The organism is Niabella insulisoli (genome assembly GCF_039652435.2).
GTDB classification, from domain to species: Bacteria; Bacteroidota; Bacteroidia; order Chitinophagales; family Chitinophagaceae; genus Niabella; species Niabella insulamsoli.
In genome coordinates this window covers 3,785,907-3,805,434 of sequence record NZ_CP190246.1, presented here as the reverse complement: position 1 = coordinate 3,805,434, position 19,528 = coordinate 3,785,907, and the positions used below count along the sequence as shown (strand labels likewise).

At 44.5% G+C, this 19,528-nt stretch carries 16 protein-coding genes and 1 pseudogene; 13 read left to right on the top strand and 4 right to left on the bottom strand.

Annotated features, from left to right (window positions below):
- The first annotated feature begins 71 nt into the window (after nucleotides 1–71).
- From ABDK00_RS16000 to ABDK00_RS15945, 12 genes and pseudogenes are all read left to right on the top strand, one after another.
- The gene (locus ABDK00_RS16000; protein WP_346236329.1) at nucleotides 72–716 is read left to right on the top strand and encodes an MBL fold metallo-hydrolase; all 645 of its coding nucleotides are present in this window, start codon (nucleotides 72–74) and stop codon (nucleotides 714–716) included.
- A gap of 101 nt (nucleotides 717–817) precedes the next feature.
- On the top strand, nucleotides 818–1,243 hold the full coding sequence (locus ABDK00_RS15995; RefSeq protein ID WP_346236330.1) for an SRPBCC domain-containing protein: 426 nt from the start codon (nucleotides 818–820) through the stop codon (nucleotides 1,241–1,243).
- 40 nt (nucleotides 1,244–1,283) lie between these two features.
- Nucleotides 1,284–1,667 (top strand): DoxX family protein, encoded by a 384-nt coding sequence (locus tag ABDK00_RS15990; protein ID WP_346236331.1) that lies wholly within the window; start codon nucleotides 1,284–1,286, stop codon nucleotides 1,665–1,667.
- Nucleotides 1,651–1,944 carry an RNA polymerase alpha subunit C-terminal domain-containing protein gene (locus ABDK00_RS15985; protein WP_346236332.1) on the top strand — a complete coding sequence of 98 codons (294 nt, stop codon included), beginning with the start codon at nucleotides 1,651–1,653 and terminating at the stop codon, nucleotides 1,942–1,944. The genes ABDK00_RS15990 and ABDK00_RS15985 overlap by 17 nt, the downstream gene beginning before the upstream one ends.
- An 85-nt stretch (nucleotides 1,945–2,029) precedes the next feature.
- Nucleotides 2,030–4,105 (top strand): ComEC/Rec2 family competence protein, encoded by a 2,076-nt coding sequence (locus ABDK00_RS15980; RefSeq protein ID WP_346236333.1) that lies wholly within the window; start codon nucleotides 2,030–2,032, stop codon nucleotides 4,103–4,105.
- Nucleotides 4,106–4,142: 37 nt separating this feature from the next.
- Complete coding sequence (locus tag ABDK00_RS15975) at nucleotides 4,143–4,832, top strand: aspartate/glutamate racemase family protein (RefSeq protein ID WP_346236334.1); 690 nt, start codon at nucleotides 4,143–4,145, stop codon at nucleotides 4,830–4,832.
- 24 nt (nucleotides 4,833–4,856) lie between these two features.
- A complete protein-coding gene (purH, locus tag ABDK00_RS15970; protein WP_346236335.1) occupies nucleotides 4,857–6,383 on the top strand; it encodes a bifunctional phosphoribosylaminoimidazolecarboxamide formyltransferase/IMP cyclohydrolase in 1,527 nt (508 codons plus the stop codon).
- 98 nt (nucleotides 6,384–6,481) lie between these two features.
- Nucleotides 6,482–7,309: pseudogene (locus tag ABDK00_RS15965) on the top strand (glutaminyl-peptide cyclotransferase).
- Nucleotides 7,310–7,933: 624 nt separating this feature from the next.
- Nucleotides 7,934–8,908 (top strand): ribonucleotide-diphosphate reductase subunit beta, encoded by a 975-nt coding sequence (locus tag ABDK00_RS15960; RefSeq protein ID WP_346236336.1) that lies wholly within the window; start codon nucleotides 7,934–7,936, stop codon nucleotides 8,906–8,908.
- 112 nt (nucleotides 8,909–9,020) lie between these two features.
- On the top strand, nucleotides 9,021–10,697 hold the full coding sequence (locus ABDK00_RS15955; protein WP_346236337.1) for a ribonucleoside-diphosphate reductase subunit alpha: 1,677 nt from the start codon (nucleotides 9,021–9,023) through the stop codon (nucleotides 10,695–10,697).
- Nucleotides 10,698–10,875: 178 nt separating this feature from the next.
- Entirely contained in the window at nucleotides 10,876–11,487 is a 612-nt protein-coding gene (locus ABDK00_RS15950; protein WP_346236338.1) for a helix-turn-helix domain-containing protein, read from the top strand.
- A 333-nt stretch (nucleotides 11,488–11,820) separates the two neighbouring features.
- On the top strand, nucleotides 11,821–12,321 hold the full coding sequence (locus ABDK00_RS15945) for a DUF4199 domain-containing protein (protein WP_346236339.1): 501 nt from the start codon (nucleotides 11,821–11,823) through the stop codon (nucleotides 12,319–12,321).
- An 11-nt stretch (nucleotides 12,322–12,332) separates the two neighbouring features.
- Here ABDK00_RS15945 and ABDK00_RS15940 read toward each other — a convergent pair whose 3' ends face one another.
- The 4 genes from ABDK00_RS15940 to ABDK00_RS15925 form a co-directional block, all read right to left on the bottom strand.
- Nucleotides 12,333–13,844, bottom strand: a complete 1,512-nt coding sequence (locus tag ABDK00_RS15940) for a carbon-nitrogen hydrolase family protein (protein WP_346236340.1) — start codon at nucleotides 13,842–13,844, stop codon at nucleotides 12,333–12,335.
- A gap of 155 nt (nucleotides 13,845–13,999) precedes the next feature.
- Entirely contained in the window at nucleotides 14,000–15,802 is a 1,803-nt protein-coding gene (locus ABDK00_RS15935; RefSeq protein ID WP_346236341.1) for an ABC transporter ATP-binding protein, read from the bottom strand.
- Between the two features lie 77 nt (nucleotides 15,803–15,879).
- A complete protein-coding gene (locus tag ABDK00_RS15930; RefSeq protein ID WP_346236342.1) occupies nucleotides 15,880–18,069 on the bottom strand; it encodes a hypothetical protein in 2,190 nt (729 codons plus the stop codon).
- 173 nt (nucleotides 18,070–18,242) lie between these two features.
- Entirely contained in the window at nucleotides 18,243–18,845 is a 603-nt protein-coding gene (locus tag ABDK00_RS15925) for a DUF6580 family putative transport protein (RefSeq protein ID WP_346236343.1), read from the bottom strand.
- Nucleotides 18,846–18,893: 48 nt separating this feature from the next.
- Here ABDK00_RS15925 and ABDK00_RS15920 point away from each other — a divergent pair, with 48 nt between their 5' ends.
- Nucleotides 18,894–19,367, top strand: a complete 474-nt coding sequence (locus ABDK00_RS15920; protein ID WP_346236344.1) for a DUF4920 domain-containing protein — start codon at nucleotides 18,894–18,896, stop codon at nucleotides 19,365–19,367.
- Nucleotides 19,368–19,528 lie beyond the last annotated feature (161 nt).

Below are 19,528 nucleotides of genomic sequence, written 5' to 3'. Positions count from 1 at the left end.
TGTCCTTTTTTATGGTTGGTCAATAAATACGGACAAATTTCGCCACCCGCTTTTTAAAAAAAATAGTTTCCATGTTAGCAGTACAGAAATTTACTTTTAATCCGATCCAGGAAAATACCTATATACTTTATAGCGACAATGGCGATTGTTGCATCATCGACCCCGGTTGCTACTTTGAAGAAGAAAGACAGCAGTTAAAGCAATTTATTGAGTCGAGGAAACTTCGGCCGGTACTTCTTTTGAACACGCACTGCCATCTGGATCATGTGTTTGGAAACAAGTTTGTCAGCGAGACCTGGCAACTACCGCTTTATTTGCATGAAGCAGAAAAAATGGTTTTGAGTTTTGCGCCCCGCTCCGCAGAAATGTACAATCTTCCTTTCGAAAACTATGCCGGCGACATGAAGTTGTTGATTCCCGGCGAAACCATCCGCATTGGCGATGAGGAACTGGCTATTCTGTTTACGCCAGGCCACTCTCCGGGAAGCGTTAGTTTTTATAACCAGGAAGATGGGTATGTGATTAGCGGCGATGTTTTATTCGCCGGCAGCATTGGCCGCACCGACCTGCCCGGCGGTAATTACGATCAGCTTGAGCGTTCCATCAGAACACAATTATATGTGTTGCCCGATGAAACAAAGGTCTATTCGGGCCATGGCGGCGGCACCAGCATTGGCTATGAAAAAAATAATAACCCTTTTGTAAGAGCCGACTGATCAAAACCAGGCCTGTCGCAAATTGCCTGTAAATAGTCGTCATTGTGTATTTGAATGTGATAAAAGCGGAAGTATGTTTGCATTAATAAAATCAAATTATTATGAACGCAAAATCTACAACACTCAAAGTAACAGCGACCGTTCATGCGCCGGTAAACAAAGTGTGGAAGCTTTGGACAACTCCTGCCGATATTCAAAATTGGAATAGCGCTTCTCCTGACTGGCATGCTCCGAGTGCGGTGCACGAACTAAAGCCGGGCGGCCGTTTCTCTTATCGGATGGAGGCAAAGGATGGTAGCTTTGGTTTCGATTATGCCGGCATTTTTGATCAGGTTGATGAAGCCAGGTATCTGGAATTTACTCTGGATGACGGGCGAAAAGTAAAAGTGCATTTCACCAAAATCGCCGACGGTAACACGCAGATAGAAGAACATTTTGAAGCCGAAAGCCAAAACTCACTTGAGCTGCAGCAACAAGGCTGGCAGGCGATTCTGGACAACTTCAAAAAATATGCAGAGGCGGCATAAACAAGCGCTCATCATTTCATTACCTCTAAAACTTCAAACAATGAAAGCCACAAAAATTATATATTGGATTACCACCGTAATTATCGTTTTATGGGAAGGCGTCATGCCGGCGCTTTATTCTCAAAGCGAACTTGCCAAAGAAGGGCTGGCGCATTTATCGTATCCTGTCTATTTCGGAAATTTACTGGTAGCATTCAAGATCGTCGGTTCGGTTATACTAATTATTCCTTTCGCTCATTGGATCAAAGACTGGGCTTATGCAGGGTTTGCGTTTACCTTTATATCGGCGGCGGTTTCTCACGGTGTCATCGACGGTGTCGGTAATTTTCAAACTTTTATGCCGCTGATCTTTCTGGCCATTTTGTTGGTATCTTATTCTTGCTATAAAAAAATATACGCCCTGAAAAATGATACGCGGTACTAAAACTTTAAGAACCTGCCCCAATGGACATCGTTACTATAAAAGTAGCGATTGTCCTATTTGTCCTGTTTGCGAACAGGAAAGACAGCCGGCAGCGGCTTTCTTATCGAAACTCAGCGCGCCAGCCCGGCGGGCGCTGGAATCTGAAAAAATTCTCTCATTAAAAAAGCTGGCCACCTACGCCGAGAAGCAGATCCTCGCGCTTCATGGCATTGGTAAAACTGCGATACCGGTTTTGCGCACTGCTTTAAAAGAAGAAGGGTTGGATTTTAAGGCGTAAGGCTTGATCAAACCTGTTTTCTTCCCTAACTTAGTAGCACTATAACCTAAGAAAATCTCCAAAACGAACTGGGTATAGGCTGCTTATGTTTTTAAAACCTAACCCCGTCATAAAACTCCTGGTGCCGCTAACCGCCGGAATTCTCATACAATGGTATGGAAGGTTGCCTGTTAGTGTCAGTATAACGCTTTTAACAATGGCGGTTGCCCTCCTGTTTTTTATACAAGGTAGCGGCCACTTTTTTAGATTGAAGCATAGCCAATGGCAGGGTGTTGCCATCCTTGCCGCCATGGGCGCTTTGGGCATGTTATTGGTTTGGCTGAAGGATATCCGCCATGATCCGCATTGGGTAGGGTATGCGGGTGATCAGGATCAAACCCTGCTCGTTTCTTTAAAAGAGCCGTTGATCCGCAAGCAGCGGTCTTACAAAGCAGAAGCATCGCTGGAATATAGGACAAGCGGCAGCCAAAAGCAGGTTGTGCGTGGGTCGATAATTATTTATTTCAAAAAGGACAGCCTTAATGCCCGCCTCAAAGCAGGCGACCGGTTACTTTTTAGGAAAAAATTGCAGGAAATCCGCAATGCCGGCAATCCCGGCGGGTTTGATTATAAACGGTATGCCCTTTTTAATGGGATCACACACCAGGTTTATTTAACGGCAGCGGATTACAAACAGTTATCAGGCAATGACTTGCCGGCTTATAAACGCATCTTGCTGCGGATTCAGCGGTATGTGCTGGCCGCCATTCAGGCGAATATTTCCCGACAAAAAGAACAGGGGCTTGCGGAAGCAATGCTGATCGGCTATAAAGATGACCTCGACAAAAACCTGCTGCAATCCTACACTAACACGGGCGTCGTCCATGTAATAGCGGTGTCGGGTATGCATCTCACTTATTTGTATTTTATCATCAACCTGCTATTGCGTCCTTTGCTGGCGCAAAAGAAAACAAGATGGCTGCATGCATTTCTGGTGCTCCTCATTTTGTGGACCTTTGCATTACTGGCCGGCGCGCAGGCTTCTATCGTAAGGGCGGCGGTAATGTTTACTTTTATAACGCTTGGCAAGCAAATAAGCCGGAACGCATCCATCTACAATATACTGGGTGCCGCAGCTTTTTGTCAGCTTTGTTATAATCCTTTTTCATTGTGGGATGTTGGATTTCAATTGTCTTATGCTGCGGTGTTAAGCATTGTCGTTTTTTACAAGCCAATTTATGATTTGTTGTTTATAAAGAACGCCATGCTCAACGAAGTGTGGAAGCTCACGGCTGTGAGTATTGCCGCGCAAATCATCACCACGCCGCTTTGTATTTACTATTTTCACCAGTTTCCTGTTTATTTTCTGCTGAATAATTTAGTAGTGGTGCCGGCTTCAACGGCAGTATTGGTGGGCACGCTGATTCTCGTTTTGCTTTCACCGTTAAAGGCCTGTGCTGCTGTTTGGGGCGATATTTTGGAAGCCGTCATTTGGTGGCTCAATTCCTTTATCGAAAGTGTAGAAAGATTTCCTATGGCTTTATGGGCTGGTATTTCAGTGAATGTAGTGCAGGTGATTTTGCTCTTCATAATTATGGCGGGGCTTGCAGCCTGGCTGATGCGAAAACTTCACGCTGGGCTTTGGATGGCCGGCGCCAGCCTCGTCCTGTTTTTATTATTTAGAAGCTATTCTTTTTTCGAGGCCGCGCATCAGCAAAAACTCGTCATTTACAATGCTGGCCGATCCACCGCCATCGATTTTATAGCCGGAAGGCGCGTGCAATTCTTTGGTGATGAAAGTCTTTTGCAAGATCCATCTTTATATAATTTTATACTAGCGCCCTCGCGTGTCATGCATCGCGTAAGCCCTGCCCGCCGGCTTGCAGGCGTCATAAAAAAGAAGCATTTCATTCAATTCTATAAAAAAAAGATCGTTTGGGTCGATACTGCGTTTGTGGCCGTACCACAGGAGCGGCCTGTTCAAGCCGATTTGATAATCTTATCCGGCAACCCGCGCATTTATATTTCGAATCTGGCTAAACATATTTTGCCGGGCATCATTGTTATCGATGCCTCCGTTCCGGCCTGGAAAGCGAACTACTGGAAAAAGGACTGCGCTGACCTTAAAATTCCCTGCCATGATGTGGCTACGCAGGGGGCTTTTGTAATGAGCCTGCATTAGCGTACATTTGCCCCGCGTTCAAAACCATACATTTCGCATGAAAAAGCTGGGTTTAGTCGGAGGCATTAGTTGGGTTTCCACGACAGATTATTACAGGTATATTAATGAAGGCGTCAATCGCAAGCTTGGCGGCCTCAACTACGCGGAATGCCTGATCTATTCTGTTAATTTCCAGCAGATTCACGATAATAATACGAAAGGCGACTGGGACGCCACTTTTCAATTGCTCAGCGAGGCCTGCGATAGTTTACAAAAGGCAGGTGCAGCAGGTATTTTACTCTGCGCCAACACGATGCATTTATTGGCAGAAAGAATCGCCACCCACATCCAGGTGCCGCTTATCCATGTGGCGGAAGCAACGGCGGCAGTTATTAAAGCGCAAGAATTGAAAAAAGTGGCGTTGTTGGGCACGCGGTTCACCATGGAGCAGGATTTTTTTAAAAACAAACTTGCCGAACAAGGGATTGAAACCGTGGTTCCTGATGAAGCTGGAAGAGCCTATATTGCCGAAAAGCTCGAGGCCGAACTTTATAAAGGAATTGTAAAGGAGGAAACGAGGGCCTCATTGCTTCAAATCATTGATCAGTTAGTGGCCAACGGAGCGGAAGGGGTGGTATTGGGTTGTACTGAAATTCCTTTGCTTATTCAGCAGCAACACCTTTCCGTACCAGCTTTTGATACCACGAAAATTCATTCGGATGCGGCCGTAACATTTGCTTTAAGTTAAATCAATCTTTATCATATCTCTATCATGAACAAAAAAATTCAATCAGCACTCATTTCAGTTTTTTATAAAGACGGTTTGGAGCCTATCGTAAAAGAATTAGACCGGCTGGGCATCACCATTTATTCTACAGGCGGCACCCAAAAATTTATTGAAGATCTTGGCATCTCGGTTGTGCCGGTTGAAAACCTCACGACTTATCCTTCCATCCTCGGTGGCCGGGTGAAAACGCTTCATCCTTCTGTGTTTGGTGGTATTTTGGGAAGAAGGGACCTTGAAAGCGATGTGCAGGAAATGCAGCAATATAAAATTCCTGAAATTGATTTGGTCATTGTTGATCTGTATCCTTTTGAAGAAACGGTCGCATCTACGTCGGAGGAGAAAGCAATCATCGAAAAAATCGACATCGGGGGGCCGTCGATGATTCGGGCGGCAGCGAAAAATTTTAAAGATGTTTTGGTTGTTGCTGCTAAAAAAGATTACGCAGCCATCACCGATTTATTACAAGCTCAAAATGGGGCAACATCGATAGAGCAACGCAAATCTTTTGCGGCGAAAGCCTTTGAAATAGTAGCGCATTACGACGTGGCGATCGCGAATTATTTTAATACCACTAACAACGACGTACAATACTTCTCTCATTCCGAAACGCACCCCAAAATCATGCGATATGGCGAAAACCCGCATCAGCAGGGCGTTTTCTACGGTGACTACGACAAATTGTTTGAAAAACTAAATGGTAAAGAATTGTCGTATAACAATTTGGTGGATGTAGATGCAGCCGTTCAGTTGATTGCGGAATTTCCGAAAGACGCCGATACGGTTTTTGCGGTGATAAAACACACCAATGTATGCGGTGTTGGCGCACGGCCTGCTACGGCAGCAGCCTGGACAGTGGCTTTGGCCGGCGATCCGGAAAGCGCATTTGGCGGCGTGCTGATCACCAACGGAACGGTGGACGAAGCAACAGCGAATGCGATCAACGAAATTTTCTTTGAAGTATTGATTGCGCCTGCGTTTGATGAAGCAGCTTTAAATATTTTGAAGTCTAAAAAGAACAGGATTCTGTTGCAACTGAAAGCATTGCCCGAGGCTAAAAAGCAATTTAAATCCGTATTAAATGGAGTGTTGCAACAGGCGACAGATGAGGGTTCTTACACCGATTGGAAAGAAGAGGGCGGCCGCGAGGCAACAGCGGAGGAACGTGCTGACCTCGAATTTGCCAACATCATTTGCAAGCATCTTAAATCAAATGCTATCGCGCTGGTGAAAGCCAAACAATTGGTCGGCAAAGGCGCCGGGCAAACCAGCCGTGTAGACGCCGTTCGGCATGCGATTGAAAAAGCAAAGCAATTTGGTTTTGACTTAAAAGGTGCGGTGCTGGCCAGCGATGCATTTTTCCCTTTCAACGACAGTGTGCAGATCGCTCACAAAGCTGGCGTAGCCGCATTTATACAACCCGGCGGCTCCATCCGCGATAAGGACTCGATTGAATATTGCAAGGAAAATGATCTGGCGATGGTACTTACGGGCATGAGGCATTTTAAACATTAATCACCCCCACTATTTTTACAACGGATGTAAAGTTTTGAACGAAGGCTTTTACATCCGTTTTTTTGGCATTCGTTATCTTTATCAAAACACCTGATATAATGCTAAGGGCCGTAATATTTCTCCTTTTGTTGATCCATATTTTGTCGGGTTGTATATCGGGCGATTCAGACGGGGAAAACGCTGACCGGGATCTTTCTACGCATTTCGAAAATGTAATAAGTTATACCACAGTTAATATCTACGACCACGATACGAGCTTATTTACTGAAGGCCTGATTTTTTATAAAGGACTGTTGTTCGAGAGTACAGGGTCGCCGGACGATATTCCTTACACTCAATCACGTATTGGCATAAGTGATTTACAAACGGGAAAGTTCACCGAAAAAGTCCGGTTGGATAAGCACGCCTATTTTGGAGAGGGAATTGCCATACTTAATGATTCGCTTTATCAGCTAACTTATTAATCACAGAAAGGGTTCATTTATAACGCTAAAAATTTAGAGAAGATAGGCGCGTTTTCTTATTTAAATGCGGAAGGGTGGGGTATGGCCACTGACGGAACGTTTCTTATAATGAGTGACGGAACTCATAAACTGACTTACTTCGATCCATCGGAACCGGGGAAGGCAGTAAAGACACTTGCTGTAACGGAGAACGGTTATAAAGTAGACAGTCTTAATGAGTTAGAATATATTGACCGATTTATTTATGCAAATGTGTGGCTTACAGAAAATATTATAAAAATTGATCCTCAAACAGGAGCAGTTGTTGGGAAACTGGATTTATCTGCAATCGTAAGGGAGGTAAAAAGCCTGAAGCCCAATTCTGGTGAACTCAATGGAATCGCTTACGACGAGGCGACAAAAAAAGTTTATGTTACAGGGAAATTGTGGCCTAAAATTTACGAAATAAATTTCAAGAGATAAAGTTGGCTGAAAGCCTGTCTGCGGCTCCAATCATTTGCTGTCTGTAAGTTGCCTTCGCTGCCTGCTACGACCCGGAAAAATGACGGTGCCAGGCCTTTTTTCTAACCCCGCTCATTTGTGTTAAAAAACTCTTTCATAACACCCGGTTTATCAGCTTGTCATACGTTGCAAGTCAAGTTTCGCACATTGTGTGTATAAGATGCTTTTAATTTCTGTGGCTAACTTTTTAAGTTTGCATTCGGCCTTTGGGAGGAGTTAACACTGCCATAACTTGTGCAACTGTTCCCGGGTTTTTTCCGAAAAATTTTATAGTAATACATAAAATAATCGGAGCTATTTTTTAAAAAATTGTAGCTCCGGCCGGGAAGCCGTCGCTGATAAGGACTGTGGCGTAATGCAGCGGCTGAAGAGCGTGAAACGCTGGCGGATAAACGGGTTGGGGGAAGTGAAAAATTAAAACGCCTTATAGAAAAGGGATAGCGGGGTTTTCCACATAAGGTGCATAATATCTTGAAGGTTTTTTTAAAATTCTGTACTTATTTTATAGAAGCCAACGGAGGAAAAGGACGCCGCAAAGAAAATTGATAATACTATCTTAACAAACATTGAAAATATTTTAAGAGCATGGGACTTTTTGACAAACGCGTAAACTATAAGCCTTTTGAGTACCCGGAAGTGTTGAAATTCACTTCGGCGATCAACAATTCTTTTTGGGTACATTCTGAAGTGGATTTCACTGCCGATACGCAGGATTTTCATTCGCACCTTACCGCCTCCGAACGCAATGCCGTGAAACGCGCTTTGCTGGCTATCGCGCAAATCGAAGTTTCGGTCAAATCTTTCTGGGGCAACTTGTACAACCACTTGCCCAAGCCCGAACTCAACGGACTCGGCGCGACATTTGCAGAATGCGAGTTCCGACACAGCGAAGCCTACTCAAGGCTGGTGGAAGTGTTGGGTTACAACGACGAGTTTGGCAGGCTGATAGAAGTGCCCATCATTAAAGAGCGGATCAAATATTTGTCCGGCGTATTAAGCAACATCAAATCTAACGACAAGCAGGAGTACAGCATTGCATTGATCCTGTTTACGATTTTAATAGAAAACGTTTCCCTGTTTAGCCAGTTTGCGATCATCCTTTCCTTTACGCGTTTTAAAGGTTGGATGAAAAATGTAAGCAATATCATTGCCTGGACTTCTGTAGACGAGCAGATTCATGCCAATGCGGGTATTTATCTGATCAATAAAATAAAAGAAGAATACCCTGAAGTACTGAACGAAGAAGTGCTATCGCGCATTACCGATATGGTTAAAGAATCCATCGAAATTGAAGAACAAATCCTGACCTGGATTTTTGAAGAAGGCGAAGTGGATATCATCAATAAAAAAGACCTGGTAAACTTTATCAAATTTCGTGTTGACGAAAGCCTGAATAAAATCGGCCTTCCTTCCCAATACTTTATCAGCAGCGAACAATACCGCCCCATGCGCTGGTTTGAAGAAGAAGTGTTTGCCAACAGCATGGACGATTTCTTTGCAAAGCGCCCGGTAGATTATACCAAGCATGATAAGAGCATTACCGCGGATGATTTGTTTTAAGGAATGAATGGCAAATGACAATAAACTAAGCGCCATTAAGTCATCAACCAGCAACAAAGCCCGTTAAACAATATACTTACAAACCTGTTAAAAACTGTACAAAATGGAAGTAATGGACCCAATGATATCTAAAGAATTGTTGACAGAAAAAATGTGGTGGAAAAACTCCGAAAGCGAACAAATCCTCAACCGGGGTTATTTGCTGAAGGGAGAGTCGGTGGAAGGCGCGATCGAGCGCGTGTGCGGTGCGGCTGCACAGCGTTTGTATAAGCCGGAGCTGAAGGAGGCGTTTATGGAAATGGTAGAGCGCGGCTGGATGAGCCTCAGCTCACCGATTTGGGCCAATATGGGTACAGAAAGAGGGTTGCCTATTTCCTGTTTTAACGTGCATATTCCTGATAATATTGAAGGTATTACGCACAAACTGGGCGAGGTAATCATGCAAACTAAAATCGGTGGTGGAACATCGGGTTATTTTGGGGGTTTGCGGGGCCGCGGCAGTGCAGTAACCGATAACGGTAAAAGTAGCGGCGCGGTAAGTTTTATGCGTTTGTTCGACACAGCCATGGATACTATTTCCCAGGGCGGCGTACGTCGCGGCGCTTTTGCAGCCTACCTCGACATCGACCATCCGGATATCAACGAATTTTTACAGATTAAAAGTATCGGCCATCCTATACAAAACCTGTTTACAGGCGTTTGCGTGCCCGACTACTGGATGCAGGACATGATCGACGGCGACAAAGAGAAAAGGGAAGTGTGGGCCAAGCTTTTAGAAAGCCGTCAGCAAAAAGGATTACCGTATATATTTTTTACAGATAATGTAAACCGCAACAAACCGCAGGTTTATAAGGATTTGAACTATGCGATCAACGCCAGCAATCTTTGTTCGGAGATCATGCTGCCTTCGTCGCCCGACGAGTCGTTTATCTGCTGCCTGTCGTCGATGAACCTTGAGTTGTATGATGAGTGGAAGGACACAGATGCGGTGCGCCTGGCTATTTTCTTCCTCGATGCCGTGTTGCAGGAATTTATTGCTAAAACAGAGGATAATCATTACCTGGCCAGCGCCAACCGTTTTGCAAAAAGGCACCGCGCTTTGGGCCTGGGCGTTTTAGGCTGGCATTCTTACCTGCAAAGGAATATGATTCCTTTTGAAGGGTTGCGTGCGAAACAACTGACCAATATCATTTTCAGCAATATTAAAGAGCGCGCTGAAAAGGCAACGGCCGATCTGGCACGCATCTACGGCGAAGCGCCCGTGTTGAAAGGCTACGGAAAAAGAAACACAACTTTGCTGGCCATCGCGCCTACAACTTCTTCTTCTGCTATTCTGGGCCAGACCTCTCCGGGTATTGAACCGTTCAGCAGCAACTATTTCAAAGCCGGCCTGGCAAAAGGAAACTTTATGCGGCAGAACAAATATTTGAAGCAATTGCTGGAGCATAAAGGAATGGATAACGAAGATACCTGGCGCAGCATCATGCTGAACCACGGTAGTGTGCAGCAACTGGCCGGGCTGACGAAGGAGGAAAAAGATGTGTTTAAAACATTTAAAGAAATCAGTCAGCTGGAAATCGTGCAGCAGGCTGCTATCCGCCAGCAATATGTAGACCAAAGCCAGAGCCTCAACCTCAATATACCGAGCAATTTGCCGGTGAAAGATGTTAACAAGCTGATGATTGAAGCATGGCAGCTGGGCGTAAAAACATTGTATTACCAGCGCAGCCAGAGCGTGAGCAAGGAACTAGTAACAAGCTTGGTGACTTGTTCGAGTTGCGAAGCGTAAAAAGAAACATTAGATACTGATAAAGCCCGGACCAATTCAAAAGGTTCGGGTTTTTTTTGAGATCTTTTGCCATCATTTGTCCAAAAAGTCACTAATGACGCTAAAATGACGTAAATATGACGTTTGATGAAAGGTAGTAAGGATTTACTTTTGTGCTCCAAGATCATAAAAGTAAAAAATGATTATGTACGAATTGGCACAAAAAATTAAAGAGTTACGCAACAAAAACGGATATTCCCAAGAGGATGTTTCAGAAAAGACAGGACTGAGTTTGCGCACCATCCAACGAATTGAAAATGGAGAAACCGAACCACGCGGAGATTCGATTAAAAGATTGGCTACTTTATTTGACCTAACTCCAGAAGATTTATTCAAACAACGTATACTATCAGATAGAGGTTTTCTTGTAGGGTTTAATTTGTCAGCTCTGAGCTTTTTAATATTTCCGATATTAGGTGTCATTGTACCGCTACTGTTGTGGATGATGAAGAAAGACAAAATTAAAAATCTCAGTAGTTTAGCAAAGCGAGTTGTGAATTTTCAGATTACATGGATTATTGTCGTATCAATAATCGGATTGATTATAACAATAAAACATTTCAGTTTATTCTTTAATACAGTTGCGTTACAGGAAGTCGATTTTAAGGCGTATAGTGGCATATTTTTTTATGCCACTATTCTGGTAGGTTCGTTATATCTATTGAACGTTATTTTGATAATAGTAAGTTCTGTAAGAATACATAAGGGAAAGAGTTCGGTTTATTATCCTACGATTAATTTTGTTAAATAATTCATTAGAGTAGAAAGGTTTTGCCTTGTCGAAGTTATAACAAGCACGAATGCCAATTTATAAGTGAGTAAAGCATGGCCGGCGATAGTAGTTCCCGCCGCACATAGCTTGTGACAATTTCCCGCCGCCCGTTTTTGGCTTCACGTTTTTGATCAAATAAAAAACTTGGAAAAGGCAATGGCTGGGACGATTTTCATAATCGGAATGACATTTTGAGAAAGCACAAGTGGCATCACCCGCGACAGCCAAAAAAGGAAAGCTAAATCGCCCGGCTTTGTAGTAACTTAGGGTTGATAATAAATTGCCTTCTCAAAACGTTCAAACAAACGGCACATGAAAAATCTCAGCATCGAATTTAAATGGGCCCTTATTTTTTCGGTTGCCGGATTAATCTGGATGCTGCTGGAAAAATGGAGCGGATTACACGATACATACATCGACTATCACCTGTACCTGACCAACCTTTTTGCCATCCCCGCCATTTGGATGATGGTGCTGGCGCTGAAAGACAAGAAAAACAACTTTTACAAAGGCCAAATGACCTACACGCAAGGCCTGATTTCCGGAATTATACTTTCTGTCATCATTGCGCTGTTAAGTCCGCTAACGCAGTGGATTACGTCTTATATTATCACACCCGAATACTTTCCCAATGTCATAAAACGCTCGGTTGAATTGGGCTATTACAAAACCACCGCTGCCGCGCAGGCCAATTTTAATTACAAAAATTATGCGATCCAGGGCATGCTGGGAGCGTTGGTGATGGGTATCGTTACCGTTGCTATTGCGATGCTCTTTTTACGAAGCCGGAAGCCAATAGGCCCGGCCTCGTAAGCTTAAAACATTTAGTTTTTAACTTTTATCTTTCTTACTTCATACAAATCGGTTCTGCGGTCTTTCATGGTTTTAACCGAACCATAATTGTGTAATTCCTTTAAAAGCGTCAGATCAACATCCACAATAAGCGTCATTTCCGTATTCGGAGTGGCCTCTGCTTTTACAGCATTGGTCGGAAAAGCAAAATCGGATGGCGTGAAAACGGCCGCCTGTCCAAACTGTATGTCCATGTTATTTACACCGGGCAAATTACCCACGCATCCGGCGATAGCCACATAACATTCGTTCTCAATAGCGCGCGCCATCGCACAATGCCTCACCCGCGTGTACGCATTTTGGGTATCGGTAAGATAAGGGACGAACAAAATGTTCATGCCTTCCAAAGCCAGCAGGCGCGACAGTTCCGGAAATTCAACATCATAACAAATCAATACGCCGATCTTGCCGCAATCGGTATTAATCGCCTTGATTTTGTCGCCGCCGGTAATGCCATAATAGCGCGATTCGTTGGGCGTGATATGGATTTTTCGGTATTCGCTCAGTTTGCCATCGCGGTGGCAGAGATAAGCAATATTATACAGTTTGCCATCTTCTACCACCGGCATGCTGCCGGCAATAATGTTGACGTTGTAAGCAATCGCCAGCTCGGCAATTTTGGTTCTGATCTGGTCTGTTTTTTTGGCCAGCTCATACATCGCCTCTCTCGTATCCAAATGATTGAATTCTGCTAAAAGAGGAGAGTTGAAAAATTCGGGAAACAAAGCAAAATCAGCCTGATAAGCGCTGAGTGTGTCAACAAAAAATTCAACCTGGCCATAAAAATCTTCCAGGCTCGAAAACTGCCGCATCTGCCACTGCACCAGGCCCAGCCGGATGATGCTGTCGCGCATCGCGTTTTTCTTCTTCGAATAATAAATATTATTCCATTCCAGTAAAACAGCGTATTCTTTCGATTCCTTATCACCTTTGAGATAATTGGTCAACACTTTCACTACATGGAAATCATTAGCCAGCTGAAAGCTGAGCACGGGATCGTAGATCTCTTTATTTTTTACTTTGGCGATATACTCTTTCGGGCTTAAGGTGTCGCTGTGTTTATGATAATTGGGGATGCGCCCACCCACTTTGATTTCTTTGAGATTGATGGTTTCGCAAAGTTCTTTTCTGGCATCGTAGAGCCTGCGGCCTAACCTCAGCTGCCTGAATTCGGGATGCACAAACACTTCAATGCCGTACAATACATCCCCGCTGTCATCGTGGGTGCCAAAGCGATAATTGTCTGTGATTTCTTCATACGTATGCTCATCCCCAAAGAGTTCATAATTCACTATGATCGATAAGGCACAGGCAACCACCCTGCCGTCAACGGTAATACAAATTTGCCCGTCGGGAAAAAGCGTCAGTAGCTGCGCTATCGTGGTCTCGCGCCAAACACCGCCGAGGCCATCATAGGCTTCGATCATCGATGCTTTTAATTCTTCGTAATCTTCAATTTTTAGTTTTCTTACTTCTACTTCCATCTTCCGGTGTTTATTTTTTTATGGGGTTTTAAATAGTGTCAGGCCTGTTTTTTAGCTGACACGACAGCCCTTATACTGATGGCCGAATGGCCGGCCCAATGCCGATCAATATACAAAAAAAAGTCAAGTGTAATGAGTTTCTGTCAGCCTGCGCACTATGCCTGTTCCAGTTCTTTTTCAAATTGCATTTGATGCAATTGTGCATAAAATCCTTTCTTGGCAAGCAGTTCCGTATGGGTGCCCGATTCCATTAGCAACCCTTTGTCAAGCACCAAAATTTTGTCTGCCTTCCTGATCGTACTTAAGCGGTGGGCGATGACAATCGAGGTCCGGTTTTGAATCAGTTTGTTGGTAGCCTGCTGAATAAGCATTTCGCTTTCGGTATCAATAGACGAAGTGGCTTCATCAAGGATTAATATCGACGGATCGTACAGCAGTGCGCGAATAAATGACAATAGCTGCCGCTGGCCAAGCGAAAGTGTGGCGCCGCGTTCTTTTACATTGTAATCATAGTTGCCGGGCAGCCGCATGATGAACTCGTGCATGCCGATCATTTTCGCCGCGGCGATGACCTGGTCTTTAGATATCGCGGGATTGCGCAGCGTAATATTGTCGATAATCGATCCTGAAAAAAGAAAAACATCCTGCAATACCACGCCGATATTTTCGCGCAGATAATCAGGCGAAAGTTGCCTGATATCGTTGCCGTCGATTTCTATGCTTCCTTTCTGAATATTGTAAAAGCGGTTGAGCAGGCTGATGATGGTGGTTTTCCCGCTTCCCGTGTGGCCAACGATGGCGATGGTTTGACCGGGCTCAATTTCAAAACTCAAATCCTTCAATACCCAGTTTTCTTCCACATAGGCGAAGTTGACCTGCTTGAAAGCGATTTTACCTTTTACTCTTTCGTCAGGCTGAAAATAACCACCTTCGGGAATTTTTTCTTCATCATCATTATCCAGGACAGCAAATACCCGGTCGCTGGCAATAACGCCCATTTGAACCGTGTTAAACTTATCAGCGATCATCCGCAAAGGCCTGAACAATAAATTGAGGCAAAGGATGAAAGAAACGATAACGCCCTGTTGTCCTGAAGAAGCGGCTGTTGCTGTAGCTGTCTGCTGCAGGTCAAGCGCCTCCTTTGCGGTGTACCAGACCACCAGGCCAATCGATAGCGCCAACACAATTTCTATCACCGGGAAAAAAATGGAGTAGGCGAAAATGGCGCCGATATTGGCGTTGCGGTGTTGTTTGTTGATCGCTTTAAATTTATTGAACTCATGCCGTTCGGCGGCGAATGCCTGCACCACGCTCATGCCTGATAAATGTTCCTGCGCGTAAGCATTCAACGCGGCTACTGCGTTTCTTACTTTAAAAAATGATTTGTTGATACTTTCCTTAAAATAATAGGTGGCAATGATCATGATCGGAAAGGGGATGAGTGCGATAAACGTCAGTTGCCAGTTGACCCAAAACATATAGGTAAGTACACAAATAATAGACAACAGGTCTGCGATAATCGGGATCAGCCCATCCGAGAAAATTTCGTTGATCGATTCGATATCATTAATCGTTCGGGTGGTTAAAGTGCCAATGGGCGTTCGGTCAAACTGGCGCAGGTTGAGGCCCAGAATTTTTTTATATACGGCAATGCGAATGTCTTTCACTACCGCCTGCCCGAGCCAGGCGGTAATAAATGAAAATGCAAAACGCATTGCAGTTTCGACCAAAATAATCCCAATCTGTATAATGGTGACATAAACCACCATTTTAGGAATGGAGTGGGCAATGTATTGGTCAACGGTAAGTTGTATCAGCAGCGGTCGCACCGGTGTCAGGGCGGCCAGCACCACAGCCAGGATTACCGACGAGTAGAACCTTGTTTTATACGGCGACGCATATTGGAAAATGCGCCTCAGTTTAGAGACATCAAAAAACGATTTTTTGGTCTGCTGCATGAATTGCAAGATAGAGTAAATGGATCATAGTTCGCGGTCGATACACAATCATAACAGAAGAACATTGAACCCGCATTCTAAATATCTTCCTCTCCCGTTTCTTTCTTGTACGCTTTTATAAACAGGGCGCCCAGGTTTTTATAAGGCGGAATATAATCCTCCATACCGGTAATATTGGCCGCTGCTCTAAACTCTTTCCAGAAAGGAATCCAGTCCACATCTTTATGCTTGCGCAGGTTTTCGAGGAAAATGCGTATAAAGGGCAGATTAATATCGCGATAGCCGGTTTGCTTGGAGGAAATAATATGCGCATCGCTCGATTTTTTCAGAATGGAATCGATCAGGAAAAAGCCACCGCAGGATCCCATGAAAACCACGCGGGAGGTAGGCGTAATATAGCTGACACTTGTGGGCGCATGGTAGCTATGGCCCCTGTGAAAGGTGACTGTTGGAGAGAGGTTGTTTTTTTCAAAAAATTCCTGCATGGCATTTTGGGCTACAAAATCTTCGTCCTCCGTGTTGGGTAATGGCCGGTTAGCATATACATAAACCGGTACGCCCGAGTTAGACTTTGCTACCACATATTTGCTGTTACTCTGATCCACGCGCCAGTTGGGGTCATTCGTGAACGTGCGCACGAAAATGTCGAAGTCCATCATACCGTCCTCATCGCCATAAAAAAACATTTGGGTGATGATCTCGCCTTTTTCGTTGGTAAAACTATTGAAGGGAATGCTGTACACCGGCGGAATGCCCAACTCTTTAGTGAGGTCAATGTTTTTGCTGGCGTCTGCCGAAAGGAACAGTTTGTCCAGGATATTATAAATTGCAATGCCACGTTTGTTATTCGATCTTACATTGCGCTGGTAGTTCGATTGAACATTGCGCAGCATTTGACTGGCCAGGTCGGGCAGGGTTTCATATAAGCTGGCGTAAGAATCGGCCACGTCAACGCCATCTTCCAACCCTTTCGATTTTTCAAGGCCGTTTACGAAAGCTGCCATCAGCTTAGATGCTTCCTGCTTATCGGAGAAAGTAGAGAGAAATGTTTTTAATGTATTATAACCGGCGGCCTGCCTTATGAATTTCCGGTAGTGATCGAAAGACAGCGTGAGCAACAAGGAGTCGCCGCGGTTATTGATCTTGCTCATCATCAAAGGAAACACGCCGCTGGTATAACTACTGGTGTAGATCAAACCGTCGGTCAATACGGCCAGGTAATAAAGTTCCTGGGGCGTAAGCTCCTGGATGCATCTGAATCGCACCGCGTTCGGCTGCTCATGCAGTGCATTAATTTCATTGACAAACTCATCGCTGGCCTTTTTTTGCAGCCATGAATTAAGCACGTCGTAACCTACGGCTGTGTCGCCGCTCAGCGCGCGGTGGCTATAATCCATACGTGTTTTTACCAGCAGGCGATAATATTTTACCCGATCTTCTTTTGCAGCGTCAAGTTCTGCCATTGTCACTTTCCCCTTAACCAGATTATCCAAAAACGGGAAATAAATTTGCCCGCTTTTCATTTCGGAGAGGCCAACGACCGTCTTTACAAAATTATCATCTTTAATCGCCCTGATCTTATAGCTAAGATTGTTGCCTGCCTGGGCATAGGAATATAATTGTTCGGGGTATTGTCTGCCGATTGTTTTGATGAGGCTATCCGTATGTTTCGAATTGGCGTATTTCGTTAAAGCATAAAAGGTTTTGGAAGGGAACTGTTGGGCGTACTTCAATATTAAAAGATCCCGCAGGTCATTATAATTTGGATTCTCTTCAAAAACGCGTGGAAGCGTTGCCGTGTAAGCGATATCGTAAGAGAAATGCTGTAAATAAGGAATAAGCGATTGTTTTTCGGTGTTCACCTCAATCAACTTTTTATACAAAGAAAAAATTTGAGGGAAGTGGCTGGGCAACACTTCCTTTTTTTTCCATCCAATGCGCATATGGCGTAAAATATCGGTGAGCCCTACCAGGTAACCCGGTTTTAAACGCTGTTCGATTTTAGTATTGGTTTCAATATAATAGCGGATTGCTTCTACCTGGTTATTGATGGCGGCGTTAGCCAGCCTTCCTACGTCGGGGTTGCTTTCCAGGGCGAACTCGTCGTCCTGCTTTCCGTCACTACCGAGGAGCAGCTTTTTTTCTTTTAAAATTTTATCATGAAAAAGTTGCCGGTTGATCGGGATGCTTACCCCATCTCCCTGCGCCCAAACAACTGAAGCGCCCATTAATAGAAAAATCGTCGCGAATAAAGCCTTTCCTGTCATAATTAAAGATTGATCTTGCCCGCAAAGGTAATTTGATATAAGAACGTAAAAAGTTAAAAGATGTTTATTACAACCGTTTAGTTGCAGCCATACCACGGCCACAATGCCTTCTGAAGCAATTTTTTAAACCATCGTGAATTTCAGCATGTAGGGAGATGCCGGGCTGTGGCCCGCTACTGCGGATTGTAGCGAAGGGAAGCATACCGCTTCGACACCAGTGCAAAACCACCAAATAATACAGTGCAATAAAAAATGTCGCCCAGGAACGCATTGACAAACATTTCGGTGCTCATTGTATTATAAAAAGGAAGCGCTCTCAGGTAGGTCATCCCTAGCGTCAGGCCCGGCTCGTGCATTACCGATCCCTCGGCAAAAAGATTGCCTACCCAAACGCCAAGGTTAGAAACCATCCAGAAAATGGCCGATCCTGTTAAGGAATATCCCAGGATTTTTACCGGTTTGAGGCCGTTGAGGGTCGTCCCCAAAAGCGTTACCAACAGCATGCCGGCATACACAAAACATTGAGAAACGATCACAAAGGGCTGCGTAAAGCTAAAAACGCCCATTCGGCCGGAAAGCTGCAAAATCACGTCTGATATGAGATAGGCCGCAATCGGAATAACAAATGCTTGCCACCGGGCCCTAAAATGGGCGCCTCCAAAAAGGCCGATCGCCACGAGCGGCGTGAAGTTGTAAGGATGGGGCAACAGGCGGCTTAAAGCGGCGAGAAGTATCATTATAATCAGTAGAAAGGATCTTGAGTTTAATTTAGCCATGCTGCAAAAGTACTTAGTTTTATAAATTTGCAGTCTCAATCATTAAAAATGAAAAAAATAATTATTGCTTTTTGTATCGCGTTAATAGCCAAAGTTGCTATGGCGCAGCCGCCGGCTGGGCCCGCAAAACCGGGAAGCAACTACGGCGCCAAGACAACCGCGGAGGCCATCGTCCCTCTTTCGGCAGTCAACAAAAACCTGTCGGAAAAGGACACCGTTACAACCAAATTGAGCGGAAAAGTACTGGCTTCCTGTCCCAAAAAAGGCTGCTGGATGAATGTGGAACTAGCTGATAAAAGCCAGATGTTTGTAAAATTTAAAGACTACGCCTTTTTTGTGCCGACTGATATCGTAGGCAAAACAATTGTTTTAGACGGTATCGCATTCAACCACCAGACATCGGTCGCAGAATTGAAACATTACGCCAAGGACGCAAAAAAAAGCCAGGCCGAAATAGACGCGATCACGGAGCCTAAAAAACAAATGAGATTTTTGGCAGACGGGGTTTTGGTGGTAAAATAGAGGGCAAATCAAGCCAACCGCCCATTTTTCAGCCAAAGGACGGCTTTTAACGCAACTATACCCAGCTATTTTTTTGTAATAACTTGCCGATATCCTACTTTTGCAGCCCGTTCGACCGGGCTATCCGGCGGGCAGGAAAACAAAGGCTGTCGTACAGCGAT